Genomic DNA, 527 nt, shown 5'->3' on the forward strand with positions numbered 1-527 from the left:
AAAGACTTGAAATCACATGAGTTTGAATCAAAAACTCGACCCCATCCGAAGATGGAATCAGAAATTGACTAATGATCTTTAAGATCATCTTGTGCAACAACCCGAAGGCTGTTGCAAGATGCTCGCGTCCACTGTGTAGTTCTCAAAGTACGGGCGGTCCCTCCATCCGCAACCCCAACCGGGGAAACAGAAAGAGGCCCAGAGTAACCGACTGTGCACTCGACCCGAAGGCCAGTGCGCATCCGGTCCCTCAGGACCCAACAGCGTGCAGGCACCGGTCCCCTCACCCAGAACCTTCCAACCACCGAAGCGGCGTACTAGTTCCGAGATCAGATCTCGATGCCATGTCAAATGTTCCACCCATGAGCTCCCAGCGAAGAACGTATGCCTTCGATCTGGGTTCTGGACACCCGGAGGTGTCAGATGCTCCTTAGAAAGGAGGTGATCCAGCCGCACCTTCCGGTACGGCTACCTTGTTACGACTTAGTCCTAATTACCGATCCCACCTTCGACGGCTCCCTCCACAA

1 rRNA gene is annotated in these 527 nt (G+C 53.7%); it reads right to left on the reverse strand.

The features are described from left to right. Window positions 1-434: 434 nt before the first annotated feature. Window positions 435-527 (reverse strand): 16S ribosomal RNA (locus F6A08_RS17540); the annotation flags it as partial.

The sequence above is a fragment of the Microbacterium algeriense genome, from assembly GCF_008868005.1.
Classification (GTDB): Bacteria; Actinomycetota; Actinomycetes; order Actinomycetales; family Microbacteriaceae; genus Microbacterium; species Microbacterium algeriense.